Below are 25,839 nucleotides of genomic sequence, written 5' to 3' on the forward strand. Positions count from 1 at the left end.
AACGCCTCGCATCCTTTTCAGGAGCTCTCGATGTCGCGCCATCGCCTTGTCGGAACCCTCGTGGGTCTCGCCGCCCTGGCCTTGGCGGCTGGCGCCGGCGCTCAGTCGCGCACCTATGTCACGCCGCATTGGGACAACACCCCCGGCGACGTCACCGTCCCGTTCGGCGGCAAGACCTATGTCAATCACGGCCTGGCGGCGGTGGGCTGGTTGCCGGCGGCGACACGCGACTTCAACGGCGAGACCCTCGGCTCGTTCTCCAGCATGGCGCTGTCGAACTGGAAGAAGGCCGCCGACGGGTCCTATACCGGGACCTTGCGCACCCTGCCGGATCGGGGGCCCAACAATGTCGGACCGTTCAAGAGCACGACCGACTACGCCAACCGCGTCCACGAGCACGCGATCAAGCTGGTTCCCGGCAAGGGCCTGACCATCACGCCCACGGGCGGCTTCCTGTTGAAGGACCAGACCGGCCAGCCGTTCACCGGCATGGACCCGGGCGCCAACGTCGTCGAGCGGGGCGGCGTGCGCTATCCGTCTCCGGCCAGCGGCGAGGGGGCGGGCAAGCTCAGCCTGGACAGCGAGGCGATCGCCTACCTGCCGGACGGAAGCTTCTACGTCTCGGACGAATATGCGGCGGGCGTCTATCTGTTCGACAAGACCGGCACGCTGACCGGCGTGATCCAGACCGTCCCGGCGCTGCTGCCCCTCAAGAAGGGCCAGCTGAACTTCGGGGCCGAGAAGGCGCCCGACCAAGGCCGCCGCAACAACCAAGGCCTGGAGGCCCTGACCATCAGCCCCGACGGCAAACGCCTGATCGCGGTGCTGCAGAGCGCGACCATGCAGGACTCGATGTCGAACAACGCCACCCGCAACAACACGCGCGTGCTGGTCTACGACATCAGCCAGACCCGGCTGCCCAAGGCCCCGATCGGCCACTACGCGCTGCAGTTGCCGACCGTGCGCGAGAACGGCGACGGTCAGAGCGCCGACGTCACCGCGGCCCAATCCGAGGCCGTGGCGCTCAGCGAGGACCGCCTGCTGGTTCTGGCGCGAGACGGCAATGGACGCGGCAAGGGCACGCCCAATGCGCCGGTCTACAAGAGCATCCTGCTGGTCGATCTCGCCGGCGCCACCAACCTGGCCGGCACGCCCTACGAGCAGGACGGCAAGCCGATCGCCAAGGACGGCGCGCTGAACCCCGACATCAAGCCGGCGGCCCAGGCCGAGCTGGTCAACATCCTCAACCCCGTCCAGCTCGCCAGGTTCGGGATCAATCTGTCGGTCGCGCCCTCGACCCCGACCAGCCTGCCCGAGAAGATCGAGGCCATGGCTATCGGTTCGACGTTCGACAAGACCGGCGACGTCTTCCTGCTGGTCGGGTCGGACAACGACTTCGCCACGGCCAGGGGCCATGTGAACGGCCAGGACTTCGACGCCTCGCTGCATGGCGACACCGGGACCGGCGACAACGACAACCTGGTGCTGGTCTACCGCCTGTCCCTGCCGAAGTGAGCTTGACCCTCCGGGCGGGCGCGCCTACCCCGGACGGCGAAGGCATGGAGGTCGCGAGACCTCCGGGAACGCGGTGACCAATCCGCGGCTGCCCCCGCAACTGTGATCGTCCGTCGATCGTCGCGGCACGCGCCACTGGGAGTGATCCTGGGAAGGCGCCGCGACGGGAGGGCGTAAGCCAGGAGACCGGCCTTCGTCATATCAACGCGGCCGGCGGGGTGTCCGGCGAGGGCAGGGTGATGAACGAAGAACTCCCGGACGGCGAGGCCGCCCAAGAGGCGGCCCAAGAGGCCGCGAAGAACGCGCGCCACAACGCCAGGATGAAGGTGATCCAGGCCGCGCGGGCCAAGATGATGGCCGAGCGTCAGATCGAGAAGGGCCTGTTGATCGTCCATACCGGGGCGGGCAAGGGCAAGACGACGGCGGCCCTGGGCATGGTCTGCCGCGCCATCGGCCACGGCCAGAGGGTCAGCGTCATCCAGTTCATCAAGGGCGCGATGCAGACCGGCGAGAAGGTCGTGTTCGATGCCTTCCCCGATCAGGTCGAGTTCCGGCCGATGGGCGAGGGCTTCACCTGGGACACCCAGGACCGCGCCCGCGACATCGCCGTGGCGCGCGAGGCCTGGGAAGCCATCAAGGCCCGCATCGCCGATCCCGACTGGGACATGGTCGTCGCCGACGAGCTGAACATCATCCTGCGCTACGAGTACCTGCCGCTGGATGAGGTGCTGGAGGTTCTGGTCAATCGGCCGGAGGGCAAGCACGTGGTCGTCACCGGCCGCAACGCGCCCGACGCTCTGATCGAGGCCGCCGACCTGGTCACCGAGATGGCCCAGGTCAAGCACCCGTTCCGCGGCGGCGTGAAGGCCCAGGCGGGGATCGAGTTTTGACCGTTCTGCGCGCGGCCGACGACGGCCCGGCGGTGGTGGTCTGCAACACCTGCCGCGTCTCGACCGAGGAGCGCGAGACCCAAGAGGGCCTGCGCGGCGGCGCGCTGCTGGCGGCGGCCCTGCGCGAGGCGGCGGCGGGCAGCGACGTGGCGATCCAGGAAATGCCCTGCCTGTTCAACTGCGCCCAGCACTGCTCTATCCACCTGCGGGCGCCGGGCAAGATCGGCTATGTGCTGGGCCGGTTCGAACCGACCGCCGAGGCCGCGCGCGCGATCGTCGACTACGCCGTGGCCTATGCCGCCAGCGACGAGGGCGTGGTCCCGTACCGCCAGTGGCCGGAGGGCGTGAAGGGCCATTTCATCGTGCGCGTGCCGCCGGCCGGGAAGCTGGTGGGGGATTGAGACCCCCGGACAGATGGGTTTCTACCTCGCGTCCTAGCGAACCGGCCGCCGCACCGTCCAGACCAGGAGCGCCGCCGACAGCAGGACGCCGCTCACCACCACGCCGAAGGTGACCAGGCCGGCGCGCGTGGCGCGGGCCTCGGCGCGGGCGCGGAAGGGGCCGGCGTGGGCCTCGGCGAGGGCCGACAGGGTGTCGCGATCAGGGGCGTCGGACATGTCGGCTCTCCGGGTTAGGGGCGCGGCTCAGGCGGTGGCGGCGCGATGGGGGCGACCGGCGCGACGGGCGGCGGCGGGAGCGGGTCGGCGGGCACGGTCAGCGGGACCACCGGCAGGCCGTCGGGGCCGATCTCGCCTTCCAGCGGCAGGCCCAGGTCGTCCAGCGGGTCCTCGACGACCACGGGGGCGACGTTGCGGCCCAGGGCCGACAGCATGAAGGCTTTCCAGATCTTGGCGGGCTCGCCGCCGCCGACCACGCCGTTCATCGAGCTGTTGTCGTCGTTGCCGACCCAGACCCCGACCACCAGGTCGTCGACGTAACCGACGAACAGGGCGTCGTGATAGTCCTGGGTGGTGCCGGTCTTGCCGTAGGCCCCGTCGATCGCCGCTTCCAGGCCCGTGCCGCGATGGGTGGCCGAGCGCAGCAGGTCGCGCATGCCAGCCAGCACCTTGGGATCGTAGGCGGTGGTCTTGCCCTTCTGGAAGGTCTCCAGGGCGTGCGGAACGATCGGATATTCGCCGGCCGCGATCGAGGCGTAGGCGGCGGTCAGGCGCGTCAGGCTCATCGAACCGGTGCCCAGCGCCATGGTCAGGTCGTCCGGGATCTTCTCGGTGACGCCCAGCTGGCGGGCGACCTTGATCACCTTGGCCGGACCCAGGTCGTGGGCCAGACGCACGGCCGCGACGTTCGAAGACGCGGCGAAGGCGCTGATCAGCGGGATCTCGCGGTCGCGGTATTTGCCCTCGTGGTTCTTCGGCGTGTAGCCGCTGACCTGCACCGGCGTGTCGAGGATCGGGCTGGTGGTGGTCATGCCCGACTGCAGGGCGGCCAGATAGACGAACAGCTTGAACGACGAGCCTGGCTGGCGCGCGCCGTCGGCGCGGTTGAACTGGCTGGCGCCGTAGTCGCGGCCGCCAACCATGGCCACGACGCGGCCGTCCTTGCGCATCGCCACCAGAGCCCCTTGGGTGATGTTCAGGACCTTGCCGTCGCGGGCGATGTAGTCGTTAAGGATCTTCTCGGCCTTCTCCTGCAGCGCGGGATCCAGCGTCGTCTTGACGATGGTCTCGCCATAGCGGGCGCCGATCGCGGCGCGCGCCTGGGGCAGGGCCCAGTCTGCGAAGTAGGAGCCGGTCGGCAGCTTGTCGGGGTTCTCGATGGCCGAGACCTCGCCGACCGCGTCGGCCTGGGCCTGGGTGATGGTCTTGGTCTCGACCATGGCGCCCAGCACCACGCGCATCCGCTCGCGGGCGCCTTCGATGTTGTTGGTCGGGGCCAGGCGGGACGGGGCCTTGACCAGGCCGGCCAGCATGGCGGCCTCGCCGATCGACAGCTGCTCGGGCTGCTTGCCGAAATAGTGCCGGGCCGCCGCGCGCAGGCCAAAGGCGCCGTCGCCGAAATAGACCGACGACAGATAGCGCGACAGGATCTCGTCCTTGGAGAGGCGGGCCTCCAGATAGACCGCGATCAACGCCTCCTGCGCCTTGCGGCGAAGGTTGCGGTCGCTGCTCAGGAAGGCGTTCTTGGCCAGCTGCTGGGTGATGGTCGAGCCGCCTTCCGACACGCCGCCGGCCTGGGCGTTCTTGCCCAGCGCCCGCGCGATGGCCTTCGGGTCGACGCCCATGTGGCTGTAGAAGCGGCGGTCCTCGATGGCGATGAAGGCGCCGGGCACGTATTTCGGCAGCTTGGCGACGTCGATCGGGGCTTCCTTGTAGGAGCCGCGACGGGCGATCGGCGAGCCGTCATCAGCGACCAGAACGATGGCGGAATTGTTCAGCGGCTCCAGGGCGCGGCTCAACGGCAGCGACCAGAACAGCGAGGCGACCAGCACGACCGCCAGCACCACGGCCGCCGCCGCGCCGATCAGCCAGGCGGGACGCTTCCAGATCGGCGGCTTGGCGGTCTTGACGGGCTCGGCCGGGGAAAGGGCGGCTTCCGGGATCGCCTCGACGGCCTCCGGCAGCTCGGTCTCGGCTTCGGGAGCGGGCGCTTCCTCGGGCAGGACCTCGGGTTCGGGTTCGACGACCGGCGTGGGCGCGGGGGTCTCTTCGACGGCTGCGGGTTCGACGATCTCCGGCGTCTCGGCGACCGGTTCGGCCGGCGGCTTGGGGGGGCGCGGCTTTCGCGGACGAGGCGGCTTGGGCGCGACGGGTTCGGACGAACTCTCGGGCAGGACAGCCGCCGAGGTCATCGCGGCCTTGGCGCGCGGCTTCCGGGGCTTGCGCGGCTTCGGCGCCGGCGGGATGTCTTTGGGATCGGCGGGGTCGGACATGGACTGGCGCTCGCTTCGGGCCAGGCCCTCACTCGTCGAGCGCGCTCATTACCACACGGCCCCGGCAAGCCAAGCGCGTAGAAACCGAAGTTTCTTCCGCTCGGCCCTTGAATGGCGTTCGGCCAGGCATAGATGACCTCCCGTGAGGCCGAGGCCTCTGCCCTTCCTGGGCGTTTCCTCCCCTACTTCTCAAGCCCGGCTTTCGCCGGGCTTTTTCTTCGCGGTCATGCGTTCGGTTGGATCAGGCGGTCGGCTAGATCAGTTCGTAGGCCGGCAGGGTCAGGAACTCTTCCAGGCTGTCGGACAGCACCATGCGGGTGAAGAGCTCGGCGGCCGTTTCCAGGCGCGGCGAGGCGAAGTCGCGGCGCAGGTCGGCCATCTCCTGGGTGAACAGGCTGATGAACAGCTCCGAGGTCAGCACGCGGCCGTCGTCCAGCGCCGCGCCCAGGCGGATCCACTGCCACAGCTGCGTGCGGCAGATCTCGGCCGTCGCGGCGTCTTCCATCAGGTTGTAGAGCGGCACGGCGCCCCGGCCTTCCAGCCAGGCCTGGGTGTAGCGGACGCCGACGCGGATGTTCTCGCGCACGCCGGCCTCGGTGCGCACGCCCTCGTGCAGCTCCAGCATCTGGGCGGCGGTGATGTCGAGATCGGCGAGCAGCTTGTCGCGCTGGTTGGCCGCCGGCATCAGGCGGTCGAAGACCTCCATGGCGACGGGCACCAGGTCCGGGTGGGCGACCCAGGTGCCGTCGTGGCCGGCCCCGGCCTCGCGCTCCTTGTCGGCCTTGACCTTGGCGAAGGCGGCCTGGTTGGCGGCGTCGTCGCCCTTGACCGGGATCTGGGCCGCCATGCCGCCCATGGCGAAGGCGCCCCGGCGGTGGCAGGTCTGGATCAGCTTCAGCGAATAGGCGCCCAGGAAGGCCTTGCCCATGACCATGGCCGAGCGGTCCGGGGTCAGGAACTCGGGGCGGCGGCCCAGGCGCTTGATGAACGAGAAGATGTAGTCCCAGCGGCCGCAGTTCAGGCCGACGATGTGGTCCTTCAGCTCGAACAGGATCTCGTCCATCTCGAAGGCGGCCGGGATGGTCTCGATCAGCACCGTGGCCTTGATCGTGCCGACGGGCAGGCCGAGGGCCTCCTGGGCGCGGACGAAGACCTCGTTCCACAGGCGGGCCTCGAGGTGGCTCTCCAGCTTGGGCAGGTAGAAGTAGGGGCCCGAGCCTTGCGCCAGCGTCGCCTTGGCGTTGTGGAAGGCGTAGAGGCCGAAGTCGAACAACGCCCCGGCCACGGCCTGGCCGTCGACCTCCAGGTGGCGCTCCATCAGGTGCCAGCCGCGCGGGCGGATCTTCAGCACCGCCGGGGTCGGACCCATGGCGTAGGCCTTGCCGGACTTGGCGTCGACGTGGGTGAGGTCGCCCGACCAGCGATCCTTCAGATTGATCTGGCCCTCGACGACATTGGCCCAGGTCGGCGCCGTGGCGTCCTCGAAATCGGCCATGAACACCTTGGCCCCGCAGTTCAGGGCGTTGATGATCATCTTGCGGTCGACCGGGCCGGTGATCTCGACGCGGCGGTCGAGCAGGTCGGCGGGAACGGGCGCGACGGTCCAGTCGGCCGCGCGGACATCGGCGGTCTCGGCCAGGAAGTCAGGCAGCTCGCCGGCGTCGAAGCGGGCCTGCCGCGCCTGACGGGCGGCCAGCAGCTCGCGACGGCGGGCGTCGAAGCGACGGTGCAGGTCGGCCACGAACGCCAGGGCTTCCGGGGTGAGTACTTCCGCGGCGCGCCCTTCAACGGGACCGGTGACCTGGATGTTGGCGGCGATGTCGAGCGGCATGGGAAGCTTTCCGTGTGTCCGAAACCTCGTCCTTCGACAGGCTCAGGATGAGGTTTCTACTGCAAGCGATTGAGCTGGGCGTTTCTTTGCCGCGCCAGCAATGGTCCTCATCCTGAGCTTGTCGAAGGACGAGGACCACGCGCGGCGTCGGACTCTCTCGGTCTTAGGCGCTCTTTTCGGCGCCCTTGTCACGGACGGTGGGTACGATCTGGTCGCCCCAGTTGCCCGAGCCGTCATGGTGGCGCGAGGCGCGCACCAGCTCGACCGAGTAGCCGGCCTCGATGGCGCGGCGCACGGCCTCGTTGAGGCGGTGGGAGGCCTCGGCCACGCGGTCGACGGCGCGCTCCTTGGCGTCCGAGTTCGGCATGGCGGCGGGGGCGAAACGCTTGGCGGTCATGGCTTTGGCTCCTCGATCGGTGGGAAGGGGTTCGCGGCTATTCGGCCGCGAACTGGTTCATGGTGTTGGCGTGGCCGCCGGCCTTCAGGGCGCGCTCGCCGGCGACCATCTCCTTGAAGGTGTCGCCCAGGTCCGAGCCGACCTCGTGCTGGTGCTTCACGGCCGAGACGCCGCGGCGGATTTCCTCGCGCTGCACGGTGTTGACATAGGCCTGCATCCGCTCCTCGCCGAAGTAGCCGCGCGACAGCTCGTCGACGCTCTTGGCGGTGAGGTGGAAGGTCGGCAGGGTGATCAGGTTGTGGAACACCCCGGCGCGGGCGGCGATGTCGACCTGGAAGCGGGCCAGGCGTTCGTCGGCCTCGCGACCCAGGTCGGTCTTGTCATACTCGGCCGACATCAGGACGTTGCCGTCCGGATAGCTGTCCTTGTGGATCTTGCCCTCGGCGATCCACTGGTCGCGCACCTGCTTGCGCAGATTGAGCGTCCAGTTGAACGATGGCGAGTTGTTGTAGGTCAGCTTGGCGTTCGGCACGACCTTGCGGACCTCGGCCACCATCGAGGCGATCTCGTCGACATTGGGGGTGTCGGTCTCGATCCACAGCAGGTCGGCGCCGCCCTGCGTCAGGTTGGCGATGCAGTCCTCGATGACGCGCTGGCGGCCGGTGCCGTCCTGGAAGGCGAACAGGCCGTTGGGCATGCGCACCGGCTTGACGAAGGCGCCGTCCTTCATGATCGCCAGCTCGCCGTCCTTCAGAGGGTTCTCGGGGGTGACGGGCTCGGTCTTCAGCCACTTGATGTAGTCGCTGGCCAGATCGCCCGGCTCCTGGCTGACCGGGATCTTCTGGGTCAGGCCCGCGCCCAGGCTGTCGGTGCGGGCGACGATGACGCCCTCGTCGACGCCCAGTTCCTCGAAGGCCAGGCGGCAGGCGCGCAGCTTCTCGATGAAGTCCTCGCGCGGCACCGTGACCTTGCCGTCCTGGTGGCCGCACTGCTTGGCGTCGCTGACCTGGTTCTCGATCTGCAGGCAGCAGGCGCCGGCCTTGATCATCTCCTTGGCCAGCAGGTAGGTCGCGTGTTCGTTGCCGAAGCCGGCGTCGATGTCGGCGATGATCGGCACCACGTGGGTCTCGAAGTTGTCGATCGCCTTGATCGCGGCCTGCTCGGCGACCTGGTCGCCGGCCTTGCGGGCGGCGCTGAGGGCCTTGAAGAGGTCGTTGATGGCGACTTCATCGGCCTGGCGCAGCGAGACATAGATCTCCTCGATCAGGTCGACGACCGAGGTCTTCTCGTGCATCGACTGGTCGGGCAGGTGGCCGAAGCGATTGCGCAGGCCCGCGACCATCCAGCCCGACAGATAGACATAGGCGCCCTTGGTCGTGCCGCGCAGGCGCTTGACCGACTTGATCATCTGCTGGGCGTGGAAGCCCGACCAGCAGCCCAGCGACTGGGTGAACTTGCTGCTGTCACGATCATACTCGGCCATGTCGGCGCGCATGACCGGGGCCATGGCGCGGGCGATGTCCAGGTGGGTCGGGAAGGTGTTCTGCAGCTTCAGCTGGATGACGTCGTCGATGCCGACGCCGCCCGGCAGGACGCCGTCAGGATAGCGCGCCAGCAGGGCGTCGCGGTGTTCGGCATAGGTCTTGCGCTGCGTCATGGTCGTTCGATCCCACTACGGGGCCCGGGGCGTTACGCCTTTGCGGGCCAAGGAAAACTCGTCCTGGTGAGCTAACGCCGTGCCGCGGGATCGGTCGAACCTATTGAAGGCAATTTGTCATAGAATGACTTTGTAAGATCTGTAAAGTCGTGACAGATTGACCGAATGGCGACGCTTCAAAACATGACCGGCGACAAAAAGCCCCTCGACAAGAAACAGGGCGACAAGAAGCTGTTCCTCGGGGGACGGCTCAAGCGGCTGCGGCGCGACCTGGGCGTGACCCAGGCGCGGATGGCCGAGGAGCTGGGCGTCTCGGCCAGCTACCTGAACCTGTTGGAGCGCAACCAGCGGCCGGTCACCGCGCAGATCCTGCTGCGGCTGGCCGACGCCTATGACCTGGACCTGCGCAGCCTGTCGGCCGACGATCCGGGCGGCGGGGCCGGGCTGGAAGAGGTGCTGGCCGACAAGATGTTCGCGGATCTAGGGATCTCGCGCCATGAGGCGGCCGAGGTCGCCGAGTTGTCGCCGGGCCTGGCCGAGGCCATGACGCGGCTCTATCGCGCCTATCTGGATCGCGGCCGGATGATCGACCTGGGCGCCTTCGAGCGCCCGGACGGGACGGGGCCGGCCTCGGAGCAATCGTCGCCGACCGACTGGGTCCGCGACCTGGTGGGCGCCCAGCGCAACCATTTCGCCGAACTGGAGACTCTGGCCGAGAAGATCGTCGCCCAGCTGAAGGCCGACCCGCAGGACCTGGCGCCGGCGGTTCGCGAGCGTTTGCAGAGCAAGTTCGGCATCCAGACCCGGATCATGCCGGTCGAGGTGATGACCGGCTCGCTGCGCCGCTACGATCATCACCGCAAGCGCCTGATGCTGTCGGAGACCCTGGCCCACGCCAGCCGCACCTTCGGCATGTGCTACCAGCTGGGGCTGATGGAGGGCGGGGAGGTGCTGTCGGACCTGACCGACCGCTTCAAGGCCCCCGACAGGGCCACGCGCCAGCTGCTCAAGGTGTTTCTCGACAGCTACCTGGCCGCCGCGATCATGATGCCCTACGAGCCGTTCCTGGCCGCCATGGAGTCCAGCGGCTACGACATCGAGCGGGTGCGGCCGCGCTTCGGCATCAGCTACGAGCAGGCCGCCCAGCGGCTGACCACCCTGGGCCGTAGCGGTTCGCGCGGCGTGCCGTTCTTCATGATGCGGCTGGACGCGGCGGGGAACATCTCCAAGCGGTTCGCGGCCGGGCCCTTTCCGTTCTCGCGTTTCGGCGGGGCCTGTCCGCGCTGGAACGTCCATGACAGCTTCAAGACCCCGGGGCGCATCGTCACCCAGGTGATCGAGACCCCGGACGGCGAGCGCTACTTCACCCTGTCGCGCACGGTGCGGCGGACCTCGGGCCTGCAGGCGGGACTGGAGGACGAACTGGTCGTCGGCCTGGGCTGCGAGTTGAAATACGCATCCAAGCTGGTCCATGCGCGGGGCCTGGACATGGCCGCGCCGATCACTGTCGAGATCGGCCCCTCGTGTCGGATCTGCGAGCGCCCGGCCTGTCCGCAGCGGGCGGCGGCGCCGATCAATCGCACCCTGCTGGTCGAGGAGACCAGCAAGTCGCTATCGCCATTCCCTTTCGCTCGATAGAGGTTCTGAACCGAAGCCATCCTGGCGGATTGTTAGGCGGCGCGGCCGGCTCTCGGTCGCCCCATTTCCAGGATCGCCATGCGTTTCGACGTCGAAGCCTCGCTGACCTATGACTTCGCGGCCCCGTGCGAGGTGCTGCTGCTGGTCGAGGCCGCCCACGGACCTGACCAGGTGGTGGGGCTGGAAGCCCTGACCTTCTGGCCCAATGTCGAGGCCGTGCGGGTCGACGATCCGGTGACCTTCGAGCGGCGTACGGTGTTCACCGCCACGGGAACGGTCAACGCGCTCTACCGCGCCCAGGTCGAGGTCATGCGGCGCGACCACGACCTGGCCGACGCGCCGGCCATGGCCATCCGCGACCTGCCCAGCGAGGTGCTGCCGTTCCTGCGCGCCAGCCGCTACAGCCCGTCCGATCGCCTCGAGCTGTTCGTCGAGCGCGAGTTCGGCGAGCTCAAGGGCGGGGCCAAGGTCCAGGCGATGCTGGACTGGATCGCCGAGCACATCGAATATCTGGGCGGAGTCAGCAACTCGGGCACCACGGCGATCGACACCCTGGTCGACCGGGCCGGCGTCTGCCGCGACTTCACGCACCTGATCATCGGCATGTGCCGCGCCGCCGACATCCCGGCCAGAGCGGTCAGCGCCTATGCCTGGAAGCTGGAGCCGCCGGACCTGCACGCCATCGCCGAGGTCTATCTGGGCGGCCGCTGGCGCCTGGTCGACGCCACGGGCAAGGCGCCGATCGACGGCCTGGTGCGGGTCGCCACGGGGCGGGACGCGGCCGACATCGCCTTCATGACCATCTTCGGCCGCGCCACCCTGATCGAGCAGAGCTTCTCGATCCGAGAGGCGCCCTGACGCCGGCTCTGACGCCGAACTGTCATCAAGCTGTCGCCAAGACGCCCTAGGTCCGCCCGCCAACGCTAGGTCGGGGTCTTCACCATGTCCGTTCGTCATCGCCTGGCCCTGGCCGCTTCGATCCTGGCCTTGTGCGTCGGCGGTCCGGCGCTCGCCGAGGGGGGCCTGGCCAACCTGCCGCTGACCCAGAACGGCGGGACCTGGAAGGCCGGCCACGTGCAGGGCGTCGCCGTCGATGTGCGGGGCGGCTTCATCTACTACTCGTTCACGACCCTGCTGGCGAAGTACGACTTCAGCGGCAAGCTGATCGGCACGCTGGTCGGCTGGACCGGACACCTGGGCGACCTCGACTTCAATCCGGCCGACGGCAAGGTCTACGGCTCGCTGGAGTACAAGGAAGACAAGGCCTTCTATATCGCCGTGATCGACGTGGCCCGGCTGGACCGCGTCGGCGTCGAGGCGTCCGGCAGCGCGCTTTTCCGCACCGTCTACCTGCCCGAGGTGGTCAGGGACTACAGCGCCGACCTGAACGGCGACGGGGTGTTCGAGGGCGACGACGGCAAGTTCAAGGGCGACGTCGTGGCCTCGCCCGATCACCGTTACGACGCCTCGGGCATCGACGGCGTGTCGTTCGGTCCGGCGTTCGGCCAGACGGATGGCAAGCGCTACCTGACCGTGGCCTACGGCGTCTATGGAAACACGACGCGGACCGACAACGACCACCAGGTGCTGCTGCAGTACGACGTCGGCGACTGGGGGCGCTACGCCGGCCCGCTGACCGAAGCCGCGCCGCATCGCAACGGGCCGGCGGCGGTGGACGCCAAGGTCTTCGTCCGCACCGGCAACACCCGCTACGGCGTCCAGAACCTGGCCTATGACCCGGCCTCCAAGCGCTGGTTCATGGGCGTCTATCCGGGCCAGAAGCCGTCGTGGCCGAACTACGGTCTGTACGCCTTCGACGCCGCCGCGCAGCCGAAGACCGGCGACCTGATCGGCGTGAAGGCGGGGCAGGGCTGGGAGCAGGGGAGGCTCTTGCCGCTCGCCGACGACGGCCTGAAGGACCCCGCCACCGACGTGCGCGGCTGGAACCAGAAGGCCGATGTCGGGCTGCAGCCGGTCGGCGCCGGCCTGTTCTATCTGGCGGTCAACGCCAAGACGCCCGACGGCCAGACCGCCGACCTGACGCTCAACCGCTGGACCGGCGACGCCCACAAGCCGTTCGTCCCCGTCACCGCCGACGAGTTGCGAAAGCTGGCGGACAACCCTGCCGCGCGGTGAGGTCTGGCTGTCACAATAGGGCTCTAGGCGAAGGCTCCGTGGTGAGACGAATCCAGTCAGCGGGTGGACGATGAGCGGCGCCGACAGGGAAAGAACACGGTGGTTCCTGCGCAACATCCTGCCGCACGAATCCGCGCTGCGGGGATGGCTGTCGCGCGGCGCGCCGGTCGGCGTCGACCCCGACGACGTCATCCAGGAGGCCTACGCCATCCTGGCCGAGCAGGAGAGCGTCGAGGGCATCCGCCATCCGCGCGCCTATCTCTTCCAGGTGGCTCGTTCGATCGTGGTCCGCCACGTGCGCCGGGCGCGCATCGTCTCGATCCAGACGGTCGAGGACCTGGAGCGCCTGGAGCATCCCGACGAGGCGGCCTCGCCGGAACGTCTGGCCATAGACCGGGACGAACTTCGGCGGCTGGCCCAGGCGATCGCGGCGATGCCCGCCAAGACCCGCGAGGCTTTCGTGCTCAGACGGGTCAAGGGCTTGCCACAGCGCGAGATCGCCGCGCGGATGCGAATTTCAGAGAATACGGTCGAGACTCACATATCCCGAGGCGTTCTATTCCTGATTGATTGGTTTGGTCGTAGCGGAAACAGACGACCCCAAACCTCTAGGACCGTGAAAGCGGAGATTGCCCCGGTAGATGGACCAGCGAGAATCCAGTCGAGACATTGATCAGGCGGCGTCCGACTGGACGGCGCGGCTGGACCGTGGGCCTTTGTCCGCGAGGGAGGAAGACGCTTTCCAGGCCTGGCTGAAGGGGGATCCGCGCCGCAAGGGCGCGATGCTGCGGGCCCAGGCGATGGCGATGATGAGCGAGTCCGCCCAGGCGCTGGGCGACGACTTCGACCCGGCCGACTTCGCCGCGCCGAAGGTCTCGCGCCTGTCCCGCCGCCAGGCCCTGACCTGGGGCGGCGGCGCGGCCGTCGGCGCGTCCCTGGGCGCCTTGGCCATCGGCCTGCCAGCCGCGGCCGGCACGGTGATCAGCACCGAGCGCGGCGAGATCCGCCTGGCGCCGCTGAAGGATGGCTCCACGGTCCTGCTGAACACCGAGACCAAGATCCGCATCCGTTACGACAAGGGCCGGCGGATCGTCGCCCTGCTGAAGGGCGAGGCCTATTTCTCGGTCGCGCGCGATGACCGGAGACCGTTCATCGTCGAGGTCGACGGCCGACGGCTGAGCACGGCCCAGGCCAATTTCCGCGTCCGCAAGCTGGACCAGGCGCCGGTCGACGTATTGGTCAATCAGGGCCTGGTGGAGGTCGCGCCGGCGTTGGTGTCGGCCCACGCGGTCCGGCTGGCCAGTAACACCCGCCTGCTGCTCTCCGACGGTCCCGCCGCCGAGCGCCCGCGGGCGATCACCCCGGAGACGGTGAGCCGCGAGCTGGCCTGGCGCGAGGGCAAGCTGGCCTTCGAGGGCGAGACCCTGAAGCAGGCGGCCGAGGTCTTCGCCCGCTACAGCGACACCCGCATCCAGATCGGCGACCCCGTCCTGGCGCGCGAACCGGTCACCGGCCTGTTCGCCGCCAATGATCCCGTGGGTTTCAGCCGCGCCATCGCGCGGGTGTTCGACGCGAGGCTCGACCAGCAGGGCGACACGGTGGTGCTGAGCCGCCGATCGGTCGCCGAATAAGAAGTTTTTATTACCGTTAGCGGAAGGCCTCGGCCGGTTCCTCTCAATCGCGAAGGTCGCGACCAACGCGATGACCTTGGGGTGCTTGCCTATGATTTCCCGTTACTCCGTCCTCGCCTGTGGGACGTCGATCGTGGCGCTCGCGATCGCCGCGCCGTCCTTCGCGCAGGAGCGCGTCTTCGACATCCCGGCCCAGGCGGCCGTCCGCGCCATCCCCGAACTGGCCCGCCAGGGGCAGGTGCAGATCGTGGCTCCGGCGCGCGACCTCGGCGGAATCCAGACCCCGGCCGTGAAGGGCACGATGGACGTGCGCACGGCGTTGCGTCGCCTGATCGCCGGCACGCCGCTGCGGATCGACACCGATGACGGCCAGATCATCACTCTGAAGGCCGCGTCCGCCTCGGGCGCTTCGCGCCCCCAGGCCGGCGTGGGCTCGGGCATGGTGCGCGGCCGGGTCTTCAACACCGCGACCCATGAGTACGTCCGCAACGCCGAGATCCGCGTCGAGGGCACGCCGATCGTCGCCCTGTCCGAGAACGGCGGCGACTTTCGACTGACCGGCGTGCCGGCCGGCGACGTCACCGTCGTGGTCAAGTACACCGGCCTGCAGGAGTCCAGGCAGATCGTCACGGTCACCCCGGACCAGACCGCCACCGTCGAGTTCTCGCTGCAGCCGCCGGACGCGGCCCTGGCCAGCGAAGGCGTCGAGGCGGTGACCATCACCGCCAAGCGCGAAGGCCAGGCTGCGGCCATCATGGAGCGCCGCGCCTCGACCAACGCCAAGACCGTCGTGGCCGCCGACAACTTCGGCGCCCTGACCATGGGCGACGTCGGCGAGTTCATGAAGAACATGCCGGGCCTGTCGCTGGACTACACCGAGGTCGACGCCACCGCCGTCCGCATCGGGGGTCTCGATCCCAAGTACTCGACCTTCACCACCGACGGCGCGCGCATGGCCACGGCCACGTCGAACAACAACGCCGGCCGCCAGAACTCCTTCGAGCAGATGTCGATCACCGGCATCGACTCGATCGAGCTGAACAACACCCTGCAGGCCAATATGGACGCCGACAGCCCCGGCGGGTCCATCAACCTGCGCAGCAAGTACGCCTTCCAGCGCAACGGCCGCCTGCTGCGCTTCCAGGTCGGCGGCGTCGGCACGTCCGACTCCACGCTGTCGCGCCAGTATCTGCCGGACGACAAGAAGCACTCGACGATCTTCCCGTCCGCCCAGGTCGGCTATGCCGACGTGTTCCTGGACGGCCGCCTCGGCGTCGCCTTCAACGCCAGCTACAACGCCAACTTCGTCCAGCAGGACCGCATCCAGACCGACTGGTCGTATCTGGCCAACGGCCGGGTCATCCCGTACCAGCTGATGTACCGCCCGGGTCCGAAGCTGACCCACCGCAAGGCGGCCAATCTCAGCGTCGACTACAAGATCACCGACCAGTTGGCGCTGTCCCTGCGCAGCACCTACTCGTTCTATGACGTCGAGTACTTCAACCAGTACACCTACCTGATCTTCGGCACGACGACGGCCACCCAGGCCACGGCGGACTCGACCGGCACGCACATCGTCGTCAATCCGAACGGGACCAATACGCGGCTGCACACCCAATATTCGCACCGCTACGCCGGCACCCCGGCCTGGGTGTTCGCGCCGAAGCTGGAATATCGCGGCGACACGTTCGAGGCCGTGCTGCGGGCCAACTATTCCAGCTCGGAATTCAATTTCGAGGACAATGACCGGGGCTTCTTCGTCCGCACCGACAGCTACCTGACCCGGATCGGCTTCACCCTGGACCGCGCGTCGGAGGACTCCAACGCCTGGACGCTGAAGCAGACGGCCGGCCGTCCGTGGGGCGACCCGGCCAGCTTCAACCGCGACGACGACATCGGCAACAACATCCGCACGTCGCAGTCGAACGCCAACAACCAGATGTACGGCGCCAATCTGGATCTGAAGAAGAAGCTGGCCTTCGGTCAGGTCCAGCTGAAGGTCCTGGCCGGCGCGGGCTATCGCACCAACGCCTGGAAGACGATCGAGGGCTCGTTCAAGCAGTTCCAGTACGTCGGCCCGACCGGCGACCTGAGCCAGAAGGCGCCGGAAGCCATGATCCCGGCCACCCAGAACTACGCCTTCAAGATCCACGGCTTCGACGCCGGCAACCTCAATGACCAGCACTGGCGCGCCGACAGCAACTACGGCGTCTACGACATCTACGCCCAGCACCCCGACTACTTCGTCCCCGACACCGTGGGCAACCTGAAGCGTCAGCTGGATAACAACAAGAAGATCGGCGAGGAGGTCAGCGCGGCCTATGCCGAGGTGCAGCCGCGCGTCGGCAAGGCCCAGTTCGACCTTGGCCTGCGCTACGAGAAGACCAAGACCGAGGCGCGCGTCGCCGACATCCGTTCGGCCAAGGAGGTGACCGCCGCGGGCCTGTCGACCAGCACCGTCGCCGGCCTGCTGTACCAGTATCGCAACGGGACCTACACGACCCGCGAGGGCGAATATGACGACTGGTTCTGGAGCGGCGGCGTCAAGTACGACCTGACCAAGAAGCTGGTCGGCCAACTGGCCTTCAGCCAGTCGATCCTGCGTCCCGACTACGGCAACCTGGGCGGCGTGGTGGCCGTGGACGACAACAACCTGATCGTCACCGTGCCCAACCCGCTGCTGAAACCGGAGCATTCGACCAAGTACTTCGCCAGCCTGCAGTACTATCTCGAACCGTCGGGCATCATCGCCATCTCGGCCTATCAGCTGGACGTGCAGGACATGCAGGTGACGGGCGTCACCGTCGATCCCGCGGACGTCGGCTACAATCCCGCCGACTACGCCGGCTACACCTTCCGCAGCGCCCAGAACCTGCCGGGCACCAGCACCAACAAGGGCGTCACGCTGGAATACGACCAGCAGCTGACCTTCCTGCCGGGCGCGTTGCGCGGCCTGGGCCTGCGGGCCTCGGTGACCAAGGTCGATCCGGACGGCGAGCGCGTGAACCTGCCCAAGACCTCGGCCAATTGGGGTCTGCGCTACAGCTACGGCAAGTTCGACATTCAGCTGACCGGCAACTATCAGTCGTCGGCCCGCACCAGCGCGCTGAGCAACACGCCGACCACCGCCAACAACGGCATCCTCTACCGCGCCTCGCGCGAGCTGTGGAACGTCAGCGCCAGCTACAAGATCAATCGTCAGTTCGAAGTGATGCTGGCCGGCCGCAACATCTTCAACAAGCCGGACATCGTCTACTCCAACGATCGCAGCCGGGTGCAGCAGTACAGCATCTACGGCTCGATGTGGAACGTGGGGATCAAGGGCACCTTCTAGGTCGCCGATCCCTTCCATGGCCGCGCCTCTCCCCTGGGCGCGGCCATCTCCTTTCCCAAATTCACAGCCCGAGGATCGCGTCATGGTTCTGAAGATCGATCGCCGCCGCCTGGTCCTGGCCGGCGGCCTGGGCGCCGCCGCCTTCCTGTCGCCGCTGGGCCGCTCGCTGGCCGCCGAGGTGCTGGGCGCCACGGGTTTCACCCACGGCGTCGCCAGCGGCGAGCCGGGCGCGGATTCCATGCTGCTGTGGACCCGCTATGTCCCGGCGGCGGGCGAGAGCACGCCGACCCTGCGGGTCGAGGTCGCCCAGGACCCGAACTTCGCCAAGGTGGTGGCCGGCGGCGTCGTCCGCACGGGCGCCTATCGCGACTGGACGGCCAAGATCACGGTCGATGGGTTGAAGCCCGGCGCGATCCATTGGTATCGCTTCATCGCTCCGAACGGCGACAAGTCCCCGGTCGGCCGCACCAAGACCCTGCCGCTGGGGCCGGTGGATCGCTTCAACCTGGCGGTCTTCTCGTGCGCCAACCTGCCCGTGGGCTGGTTCAACGCCTATGGCCACGCCGCCGCGCGCGATGATCTGGACCTGTGGCTGCACACCGGCGACTACATCTACGAATACGGCCTGGCCTCGACCCGCGACAGCGACTGGGCCGACGGCCGCAAGGCGATGCTGCAACCGGTCACCGAGATCCTGAGCCTGGCCGACTACCGCCTCCGCTACGCCTGCTATCGCGCGGACCCGGACCTGCAACGGCTGCACCAGATGGCTCCGATGGTCGGCTTCTGGGACGACCACGAGTCGGCCAATGACAGCTGGGAGGGCGGGGCGCAGAATCACCAGGCCGCCACCGAGGGCGACTGGGGCGTCCGCAAGGCCGCCGCCATGCAGGTCTATCGCGAGTGGATGCCGGTCTCCGAGGAGCCGTGGAAGGCCTACCAGATCGGCGCGCTGGCCACGCTCTACCGCACCGAGTCGCGCCTGCTGGGCCGCACCCAGCAGATCAGCATGGGCGCGGCCTTCAAGGCCGAGAACCCGGACGCGGCGCTGAGGGCGTTCCGCGACGGGCCCTGGAGGGATCCATCGGCGACCATGCTGGGCTCGACCCAGGAGAGCTGGCTGAACCACGCCCTGAAAGCCAATAAGGGCTGGCAGATGGTCGGCATGGGCACGATCCTGGGCCGCACCGTCATGCCGAAGGACGCCGTCGGCTGGCTGCGCCCCGACGCGACCGAGAAGAGCATCAACGGCTTCCGCGACAATGTCCGCGCCGCACAGGCCGGCCTGCCGATGTGGATGGACCGCTGGGACGGCTATCCGGCGGCGCGCTCACGGCTGCTGAAGGCGGCGCAGGGCGCCGATGCCGACCTCGTCATGCTGTCGGGCGACAGCCACAACGCCTGGGCCTATGGCCTGATCGAGGACGGGCGGCCCGCCGGCGTCGAGTTCGCGGGCCACAGCGTCACCTCGAACGGCATGGAAAACGCCTTCGCGCCCGATCCCAAGACGGTGGCGGCGGGCTTCATGGCCGCCAATCCCGAGATGAAGTGGGCCGACACCAGCCAGCGCGGCTACATGATGCTGCGGATCACGCCCCAGCGGGTGACGGGCGAGTGGCTGTTCATGCAGACCATCAAGGCGCGGAGCCTCGCGGTCGCCGGCTCGCACCGGATGTCGGTGGAGCGGGGGCGGAAGGTGTTCGCGGGTTAGAGCCTGTCTGTCCCGTTCTGATGGTTCCATCTGAACGGGACAGACCCTAAGCGTCGACCGCGACCGGAACGCGCACCGTGAACGTGCTGCCCTGATCCTGACCGGCGCTCTCCACGGTCAGCGTGCCGCCGTGCAAGGTCACCAACTGCTTGGCCAGGGCCAGACCGATGCCGAGACCGCCCTGGGCCTTGGTCAGGTGGTCCTCGACCTGGGCGAAGATCTCGAAGATCCGCGACTGCATGTCCGGCGGAATGCCGACGCCGGTATCGGCGACGCGGATCTCGGCCATGGCGCCGTCGGCGACCGCCGACAGGGTTACCGTTCCACCCTCGGGGGTGTATTTTGCGGCGTTGTTGAGCAGGTTGGACACCACCTGGGCCAGGCGCGTGTGATCGGCGTCCAGCCAGATCGGCTCGTCCGGCATCTCCGCCACGAACTGGTGCTTTCCGGCGTCGAGATTGTGCTGGCTGGCCTCGGTGGCCGAACGCAGCACCTCTGTCAGCTCGATCCGTTGCTTGCGCAGCGAGATCTTGCCCTGGCTGACGCGCGAGACGTCCAGCAGGTCGTCGACCAGGTGCGACAGGTGGGTCAGCATCCGGTCCATGCGGGTGCGGATGTCGATGGCGCGTTCGGGCGCGATGTCCTTGCCCAGCAGGTGCAGGCCGCCGCTGAGCGCGGCGACCGGGTTGCGCAGCTCGTGGGCCAGGACGGCCAGGAAGCTGTCCTTGTGCCGGTCGGCGCGGCGCAGGGCCTGGGCGGCGACCTCCAGTTCGTCGCGCTGGGCCTCGATCTGCTGGCGCTGGCGGTAGAGGTCGAAGAACACCGCCGCCTTGCTGCGCAGGATGTCGGCCTCGATCGGCTTCTGGATGAAGTCGACGGCGCCGGCCTCATAGCCGCGGAAGCGCCGCGTGGCGTCGGCGACGCCGGCGGTGACGAAGATGATCGGCACGTGGCTGGTGCGGGCGGCGCCGCGCATGAACTCGGCCAGCTCGAACCCGTTCATGTCCGGCATCTGCACGTCGAGCAGGGCCAGGGCCACGTCGTGGACCAGCAGCAGCTCCAGCGCCTGCTCGCCCGAGCGCGCCTTCAGGCAGGTCAGGCCCTCGCGCTGCAGCAAGGCCTCGAGCGCCAACAGGTTCTCTTCCAGGTCATCGACCAGCAGGAAGTTGATCGGTTTGTCCGCCGTCATCGCGCGGTCCCCAGACTCGACAGGTAGGATAGGATTTGGTCGTGCTTCATGATCGTGGCCGATGGGGTGGCCTCCAGCGCCGCATGCGGCATGGCCGAGGCATAGGCCCCGTCCGGGTTCTCGACGACCGCCACGCCGCCGACGTCCGCCACGGCCCTGAGCCCCGCGGCCCCGTCGTGATTGGCGCCGGTGAGGATGACGCCGACGAGGGCGGATCCATAATAGTCCGCCGCGCTTTCGAACAGCACGTCGATCGAAGGGCGGGAATAGTTCACCGGCTCGTCGGTCGACAGGGCCACGCAGCCGTCGGTCTCGACCAGCATGTGATAGTCCGAGGGCGCGAAATAGATGACGCCCTTCTCGACCGGCTCCTTGTCCTCGGCCTCCTTGACCGTGATCCGGCACTTGGACTGGAACAGCGGCACCAGCATGTTGGAGCGGTCGGGCGGAACGTGGACGACCACCAGCACGGGCAGCGAAAAGCTGGCGGGCAGGGCGGGCAGGATGGCCAGCAGCGCCTGCACCGCGCCGGCCGAGGCCCCGATCGCGACGGCCCGGATCGGTGTCCCGCTCATGGCTCGCGCCTCTGGTAGATCTTTTCGCCCGGCACGAAATCGGTGAAGGCGCCGGCGTGGCTGGAGAAGCGCAGGCTCTCCTTCGAACCCAGACCCAGGAAGCCCTTGCGGGTCAGGGAGTCGCGGAACAGGCCGATGGCGCGGTCCTGCAGCGGGCGATCGAAATAGATCATCACATTGCGGCACGAGATCAGGTGCATCTCGGCGAACACCGCGTCGGTGACCAGGCTGTGGTCCGAGAACACCACCCGCTCGCGCAGCGTCTTGTCGAACGCGGCCCGGCCGTAGGCGGCGGTGTAGTAGTCCGAGAGCGACGACTTGCCGCCGGACTTCTGGTGGTTCTCAGTGAACTTGCGGATGCGGTCGATGGCGTAGACGCCGGCCTCGGCGGCGGCCAGCGCCTCGGGATTGATGTCGGTCGCGTAGAAGATCGTCCGGTCGTAGAGGCCTTCCTCCTTGAAGAGGATGGCCAGCGAATAGACCTCCTCGCCCGTGCTGCTGCCCGCGATCCAGACCTTCAGCGAGGGATAGGTCCGCAGATGCGGCAGCACCTTCTCGCGCAGGGCCTTGAAGTAGGTCGGGTCGCGGAACATCTCGCTGACCTGCACGGTCAGGAAGTCCAGCAGGCGCGGCAGCATCGAGGCGTCGTGCAGCACGCGATCCTGCATCGCCGAGATGGTCGCGAAGCCCAGATGCAGGCGCGCCTGAATCAGGCGGCGCTTGATCGACGCCCGCGCGTAGTGGCGGAAGTCGTAGTGGTAGCGCTGGAACAGCGCCTCCAGCAGCAGCTGGATCTCGAGGTCTTCGATCTCGGACACCGGCTACCTCGGCATCCAGACCCGGACCAGCGACAGCAGCTTGTCCACGTCGATCGGCTTGGCCATGTAGTCGCTGGCGCCGGCGGCGATGCAGCGCGCCTGGTCGTCGGGCATGGCCTTGGCGGTCAGCATCAGGATCGGCAACTTGGCCCAGCGGGCGTCCTCGCGGATCTCGCGGGTGGCGGTCAGGCCGTCCTTCACCGGCATCATCACGTCCATCAGCACCAGGTCGATGGCGTTGGCCGGGTCGCCCTGGGCCGAACGGTCGAGGGCCTCGATGGCCTCCTGGCCGTTGCGGGCGATCTCGACGATGGCCCCGCGCGGCTCCAGCACGTTGGTCAACGAATAGACGTTGCGGATGTCGTCCTCGACGATCAGCACCCGGCGGCCTTCCAGCACCGCGTCACGGTTGCGGGCCTTCTTGATCATCTTCTGCTGCTCGGGCGGCAGCTCCGACACCACCTGGTGCAGGAACAGCGAGACCTCGTCCAGCAGGCGCTCGGGCGACTTGGCGCCCTTGATGATGATCGAGCTGGAATAGCGGCGCAGGCGCTGCTCGTCGTCGGCCGACAGGTCGTGGCCGGTATAGACGATGACCGGCGGGAAGGCGTGGTCGCCGTTCTGGCTGAGCGTCTCCAGCAGGCTGAAGCCCGAGGCGTCCGGCAGCGACAGGTCCAGCACCATGCAGTCGAAGGTCTGCGTCTTCAGCAGCTCCAGGCATTCGGCGGCGGTGCCGACCCCAACCGTCTCCACATCGCCCGAGGACAGCAGCTTGCCGACGGCGTCGCGCTGCACGTCGTCGTCCTCGACGATCAGCACGCGGCGCACCGTGCTGGACAGCTTCGACTGCAGGTTGGTCAAGACCTGGGCCAGGTCGTCGCGCTTGACGGGCTTGATCATGTAGCCGATCGCGCCCAGCGACAGGGCGGTCTGGCTGTGGTCGGCGCCCGAGATCACGTGGATCGGGATGTGCCGCGTGGCGTCGTCGCGCTTCAGGCGGTCCAGCACCATCAGGCCGGACTCGTCGGGCAGGCCGACGTCCAGGACCACGGCGCTGGGCTTGAACTGGCGGGCCAGCTTCAGGGCGTCCTCGGCGGTGCCGGCGACCAGGCACTGGAAGCCCAGCTCGCGCGACAGGTCGCGGACAATGCTGGCGAACTTGTCGTCGTCCTCGATGACCAGCAGCACGCGGCGGCCGTTGGCCAGCTGGTCGCGGTCGTCCTCGATCGTGCGGGTCATCGGCGCGGCGGGACGTGCGCGGGCCGGGGCCGCCGGGACTGCCGGAGCGGGCGCGGGAGAGGCCGAAGGTTCCGGACGCGGCGCGACGCGGGCCGGGTCGTAGGATCGCGGGATGGTGACGGTGAAGGTGCTGCCTTCGCCCGGCGTGCTCTCCAGCGCGATCTTGCCGCCAAGCAGGCGCGACAGTTCGCGGCTGATCGACAGGCCCAGGCCCGTGCCGCCGTACTTGCGGCTGATGGTGCCGTCGGCCTGGCGGAAGGCCTCGAAGATGCTCTCCCGCTGTTCGCGCGCGATGCCGATGCCGGTGTCGGTCACCGCGAAGGCGATCTCGTTGTCGCCGGTTGGGGTGATGGCCAGCGTGACTTGGCCGGCCTGGGTGAACTTGAAGGCGTTCGACAGCAGGTTCTTGAGGATCTGCTCCAGGCGCTGGCGGTCGGTCTCCAGCAGGGGCGGGGTATCGGTCGCGACCTTGATCTCGAAGCCCAGCTGGCGCTCGTCGGCCAGCGGCTGGAACAGCGACCGCAGGTCGTTGGTCAGGCGCTGCAGCGGCACGCTCTCGGGGCGCACATCGATATGGCCGGCCTCGATCTTCGACAGGTCGAGGATGTCGTTGATCAGGGTCAGGAGGTCGTTGCCCGAGGATTCGATCGTCTGGGCGAACTTGACCTGCTCGCTGGACAGGTTGCCGGCCGTGTTGTCGCTGAGCAGCTTCGACAGGATCAGCAGCGAGTTCAGCGGCGTGCGCAGCTCGTGCGACATGTTGGCCAGGAAATCGGACTTGTACTGGCTGGCCTGGGCCAGCTCGCGCGCCTTCAGCTGCACGGCCGCGCCGGTGCGCTCCAGTTCGTCGCGCTGGGCCTCCAGGGTCTGGGCCTGTTCCTCCAGCTGGCTGTTGGTCTGTTCCAGCTCGACCTGCTGCTGTTCGAGGCGGGTCTGGGATTCCTTCAGGGCGCGGCCCTGTTCCTCCAGCTCCTCGTTGGAGACGCGCAGTTCCTCGCTCTGGACCTGCAGTTCCTCGGACTGGCGCTGGGTTTCCTCCAGGGCGTTCTGCAGTTGCGAGCGGTACCGAGCCGAGCGCAGGGAGACCCCGATCGAGGTCGACACCTGGCTCAGGAGCTCCAGGATGCGGTCGTCGACGGCATGCAGGAAGCCCAGCTCGATGACGGCGTTGACGATGTCGTCGGCGTGGGTCGGCGCCAGCACGAGGTGCTTGGGCTTGTCGTGGCCGAGGGCCGAGCCGATGGTCAGATAGCCGTCGGGCACGTCGCGGACGATGGTGGTGTGGCCTTCGGCCGCCACCTTGCCCAGCAGGCCCTCCTTGATATTGAAATGCAGCGGCGTGTCGGCGTCGGCCGGAATGCCCAGGGCGGCGGCGCGGTAGAAGCGGCCGTTCTCGCCCTTGAACAGCGCGCCGGCCTGGAAGCCGACATACTGGGACAGGAAGTGCAGGATGCTGTCGCTCAGCTCCTCGACCGTCTTGTCGCCCATCATCACTTCCGACAGGCCGACCTGGCCGGCCTGCAGCCACTGCTGGCGGGCGCGGGCCTGACCGCCGCGGCGGATCAGGGCGAAGACGACGAAGGTCAGCGCCGCGCCCAGCACGGCCGACAACACGCTGCTGATCAAGGCGGTGCGATGAGCGATGTTCATCTCGGTCAGGCGGATGTCGCGCAGGCGGTTTTCCTCCGCGCGCATGACGTCGATCTGCTGGCGGATGGCGTCCATCTCGGCCTTGCCGCGATCGGTGTTGACGACGGCCAGAGCGGCCTGCGAACCCTGGCTGCCTCGCAGGGCGACGGTTTCGGTCAGCTCGGACAGCTTGGCGTCGATGTGGCGCCTGAGCTGGACGTGATTGGCCTGCTGGATGGGATTGTCCTTGGTCAGCGAGCCGACCGCCTCGGTCCGCGTGGCGACGTCGGTCACCGCGCGCTGGTAGGGGGCGAGATAGCGGTCGTTGCCGGTCAGCAGATAACCCCGCTGGCCGGTCTCGGCGTCCTGGGTGGTGGACAGCAGGTCGTCCAGCGCGATCAGCACCTCGTGGGTGTGCCAGATCTTCTCGCTGTTGATCCGCAGCGTCTCGATGTTGCGATAGGCGATCACGCCGCTGATCAGGAAGAAGGCCAGGGCCAGGCCCATGCCCAGCGCCGACCACAGCTCCGTTCGGGCGCCGGTCGCGGACGCTTTGCGCGGTTCGATCAGGGACATGCGGTTCTCGACGTGGAGGCTGTGCGGCGGAGCCCGCCTAAGATGACGGACGATGGCGGGATGGACGATCTTGCGGAGATCAGCAAGCGCGCGGGACGGGCAAGGGCGGCTCGGTCCCGACGGGGCGGTAGCCTTGTTCGCGCGCGCGGACCGTCGGCTTGCCGACGCAAAGCTGCCTGATAC

At 68.2% G+C, this 25,839-nt stretch carries 19 protein-coding genes and 1 riboswitch; of the genes, 10 read left to right on the plus strand and 9 right to left on the minus strand.

Annotation, left to right across the window (positions count from 1 at the left end; translation table 11 throughout):
* Positions 1–30: 30 nt before the first annotated feature.
* From AC1RNC_RS04350 to AC1RNC_RS04360, 3 genes are all read left to right on the plus strand, one after another.
* On the plus strand, positions 31–1,515 hold the full coding sequence (locus AC1RNC_RS04350; protein ID WP_492883988.1) for an esterase-like activity of phytase family protein: 1,485 nt from the start codon (positions 31–33) through the stop codon (positions 1,513–1,515).
* Positions 1,516–1,538: 23 nt separating this feature from the next.
* Positions 1,539–1,724, plus strand: a riboswitch (cobalamin riboswitch).
* A 30-nt stretch (positions 1,725–1,754) separates the two neighbouring features.
* A complete protein-coding gene (gene cobO, locus AC1RNC_RS04355) occupies positions 1,755–2,405 on the plus strand; it encodes a cob(I)yrinic acid a,c-diamide adenosyltransferase (protein WP_492883990.1) in 651 nt (216 codons plus the stop codon).
* A complete protein-coding gene (locus AC1RNC_RS04360; protein ID WP_492883992.1) occupies positions 2,402–2,806 on the plus strand; it encodes a DUF1636 domain-containing protein in 405 nt (134 codons plus the stop codon). Before cobO ends, AC1RNC_RS04360 begins: the two co-directional genes overlap by 4 nt.
* Before the next feature lie 33 nt (positions 2,807–2,839).
* Here the strand turns inward: AC1RNC_RS04360 and AC1RNC_RS04365 are convergent, their stop codons facing one another.
* From AC1RNC_RS04365 to AC1RNC_RS04385, 5 genes are all read right to left on the minus strand, one after another.
* Complete coding sequence (locus AC1RNC_RS04365) at positions 2,840–3,022, minus strand: hypothetical protein (protein ID WP_492883994.1); 183 nt, start codon at positions 3,020–3,022, stop codon at positions 2,840–2,842.
* Positions 3,023–3,036: 14 nt separating this feature from the next.
* Positions 3,037–5,295, minus strand: coding sequence for a transglycosylase domain-containing protein (locus AC1RNC_RS04370; protein ID WP_492883996.1), 2,259 nt, complete (start codon positions 5,293–5,295; stop codon positions 3,037–3,039).
* 253 nt (positions 5,296–5,548) lie between these two features.
* A complete protein-coding gene (gene aceB, locus AC1RNC_RS04375) occupies positions 5,549–7,126 on the minus strand; it encodes a malate synthase A (RefSeq protein WP_492883998.1) in 1,578 nt (525 codons plus the stop codon).
* Between the two features lie 163 nt (positions 7,127–7,289).
* Positions 7,290–7,523, minus strand: coding sequence for a hypothetical protein (locus tag AC1RNC_RS04380; RefSeq protein WP_492839480.1), 234 nt, complete (start codon positions 7,521–7,523; stop codon positions 7,290–7,292).
* 37 nt (positions 7,524–7,560) lie between these two features.
* Entirely contained in the window at positions 7,561–9,180 is a 1,620-nt protein-coding gene (locus tag AC1RNC_RS04385; protein ID WP_492884000.1) for an isocitrate lyase, read from the minus strand.
* Between the two features lie 183 nt (positions 9,181–9,363).
* Here AC1RNC_RS04385 and AC1RNC_RS04390 point away from each other — a divergent pair, with 183 nt between their 5' ends.
* The 7 genes from AC1RNC_RS04390 to AC1RNC_RS04420 all read left to right on the plus strand — a co-directional run bounded on the left by AC1RNC_RS04390 (position 9,364) and on the right by AC1RNC_RS04420 (position 19,630).
* Positions 9,364–10,818 (plus strand): helix-turn-helix domain-containing protein, encoded by a 1,455-nt coding sequence (locus tag AC1RNC_RS04390; RefSeq protein WP_492884392.1) that lies wholly within the window; start codon positions 9,364–9,366, stop codon positions 10,816–10,818.
* 78 nt (positions 10,819–10,896) lie between these two features.
* Complete coding sequence (locus tag AC1RNC_RS04395) at positions 10,897–11,676, plus strand: transglutaminase-like domain-containing protein (RefSeq protein ID WP_492884002.1); 780 nt, start codon at positions 10,897–10,899, stop codon at positions 11,674–11,676.
* 84 nt (positions 11,677–11,760) lie between these two features.
* Entirely contained in the window at positions 11,761–12,954 is a 1,194-nt protein-coding gene (locus AC1RNC_RS04400; protein ID WP_492884004.1) for a hypothetical protein, read from the plus strand.
* Between the two features lie 70 nt (positions 12,955–13,024).
* On the plus strand, positions 13,025–13,627 hold the full coding sequence (locus AC1RNC_RS04405) for an RNA polymerase sigma factor (protein WP_492884006.1): 603 nt from the start codon (positions 13,025–13,027) through the stop codon (positions 13,625–13,627).
* The gene (locus AC1RNC_RS04410; RefSeq protein ID WP_492884008.1) at positions 13,596–14,585 is read left to right on the plus strand and encodes a FecR family protein; all 990 of its coding nucleotides are present in this window, start codon (positions 13,596–13,598) and stop codon (positions 14,583–14,585) included. Before AC1RNC_RS04405 ends, AC1RNC_RS04410 begins: the two co-directional genes overlap by 32 nt.
* A gap of 133 nt (positions 14,586–14,718) precedes the next feature.
* Complete coding sequence (locus tag AC1RNC_RS04415; protein ID WP_492884010.1) at positions 14,719–17,919, plus strand: TonB-dependent receptor domain-containing protein; 3,201 nt, start codon at positions 14,719–14,721, stop codon at positions 17,917–17,919.
* 82 nt (positions 17,920–18,001) lie between these two features.
* Positions 18,002–19,630, plus strand: coding sequence for an alkaline phosphatase D family protein (locus AC1RNC_RS04420; RefSeq protein WP_492884012.1), 1,629 nt, complete (start codon positions 18,002–18,004; stop codon positions 19,628–19,630).
* Between the two features lie 46 nt (positions 19,631–19,676).
* Here the strand turns inward: AC1RNC_RS04420 and AC1RNC_RS04425 are convergent, their stop codons facing one another.
* Genes AC1RNC_RS04425 through AC1RNC_RS04440 form a run of 4 tightly spaced genes read right to left on the minus strand, consistent with a single transcriptional unit; the run spans position 19,677 to position 25,656 of the window.
* The gene (locus tag AC1RNC_RS04425; protein ID WP_492884014.1) at positions 19,677–20,819 is read right to left on the minus strand and encodes a hybrid sensor histidine kinase/response regulator; all 1,143 of its coding nucleotides are present in this window, start codon (positions 20,817–20,819) and stop codon (positions 19,677–19,679) included.
* Positions 20,816–21,394 (minus strand): chemotaxis protein CheB, encoded by a 579-nt coding sequence (locus tag AC1RNC_RS04430; RefSeq protein ID WP_492884016.1) that lies wholly within the window; start codon positions 21,392–21,394, stop codon positions 20,816–20,818. The genes AC1RNC_RS04425 and AC1RNC_RS04430 overlap by 4 nt, the downstream gene beginning before the upstream one ends.
* Entirely contained in the window at positions 21,391–22,212 is an 822-nt protein-coding gene (locus tag AC1RNC_RS04435) for a CheR family methyltransferase (RefSeq protein WP_492884018.1), read from the minus strand. The genes AC1RNC_RS04430 and AC1RNC_RS04435 overlap by 4 nt, the downstream gene beginning before the upstream one ends.
* Before the next feature lie 3 nt (positions 22,213–22,215).
* Complete coding sequence (locus AC1RNC_RS04440; protein WP_492884020.1) at positions 22,216–25,656, minus strand: response regulator; 3,441 nt, start codon at positions 25,654–25,656, stop codon at positions 22,216–22,218.
* Between the last annotated feature and the right edge of the window lie 183 nt (positions 25,657–25,839).

It is taken from the genome of Caulobacter sp. GW822-FHT01G02, from assembly GCF_058802865.1.